Here is a 1,177-nt window from a genome sequence, read left to right as displayed (position 1 = left end):
ATGGCAAAGGCAAAGTTTGAACGGAACAAACCGCACGTCAATATCGGGACGATTGGTCACGTTGACCACGGCAAGACGACTTTGACGGCAGCGATCACGAAGTATTTTGGCGATTTCCGGGCCTATGACCAGATCGACGGCGCGCCGGAAGAGAAGGCGCGGGGGATCACGATCTCGACGGCGCATGTGGAATATGAGACCGATGCGCGCCACTATGCGCATGTGGACTGCCCGGGCCACGCCGACTATGTGAAGAACATGATCACGGGCGCGGCGCAGATGGACGGCGCGATCCTGGTGGTTAATGCCGCCGATGGCCCGATGCCGCAAACGCGCGAGCATATCCTGCTGGGCCGTCAGGTGGGCATCCCCTACATGGTCGTTTACCTGAACAAGGTCGATCAGGTGGATGACGAGGAACTGCTTGAACTGGTCGAGATGGAAGTGCGTGAGCTGCTGACCAGCTATGACTATCCGGGCGACGATATTCCGATCATCAAGGGCTCGGCTCTGGCCGCTTTGGAAGGCCGCGATCCGGAAATCGGCGAGAACTCGATCCGCGAGCTGCTGAAAGCGGTCGACGAATACATCCCGACGCCGGAGCGCGCCGTGGATCAGCCGTTCCTGATGCCGATCGAGGATGTGTTCTCGATCTCGGGCCGTGGTACGGTTGTGACCGGCCGTGTCGAGCGCGGCGCGGTTAACGTGGGTGACGAACTGGAAATCGTGGGCATCCGCGACACCAAGAAAACCACCTGCACGGGCGTGGAGATGTTCCGCAAGCTTCTGGACCGTGGTGAAGCGGGCGACAATATCGGCGCCCTGCTGCGCGGTGTGGAGCGTGACGGCGTTGAGCGTGGCCAGGTTCTGGCCAAGCCCGGCTCGGTGACGCCGCATACCAAGTTCGAGGCCGAGGCTTACATCCTGACCAAGGAAGAGGGTGGCCGTCACACGCCGTTCTTCGCGAACTATCGTCCGCAATTCTACTTCCGGACGACCGACGTGACCGGCACGGTTAACCTGCCGGAAGGCACCGAGATGGTGATGCCTGGCGACAACCTGAAATTCGAGGTCGAGCTGATCGCGCCGATCGCGATGGAAGAGAAACTGCGCTTCGCGATCCGCGAAGGCGGGCGCACCGTCGGCGCTGGCGTCGTCTCGAAAATTATCCAGTAAC

The 1,177-nt window shown here is 60.8% G+C and carries 1 protein-coding gene; it reads left to right on the top strand.

Going from position 1 to position 1,177, the window contains the following annotated elements:
* Nucleotides 1-1,176: elongation factor Tu (gene tuf / locus Q0601_RS24600; protein ID WP_305292844.1), on the top strand; the 1,176-nt coding region annotated here is incomplete at its 5' end.
* Nucleotide 1,177: the final 1 nt, after the last annotated feature.

The organism is Paracoccus wurundjeri, from assembly GCF_030678915.1.
GTDB classification, from domain to species: Bacteria; Pseudomonadota; Alphaproteobacteria; order Rhodobacterales; family Rhodobacteraceae; genus Paracoccus; species Paracoccus onubensis_A.
This window is presented reverse-complemented; position numbering and strand designations above follow the sequence as displayed.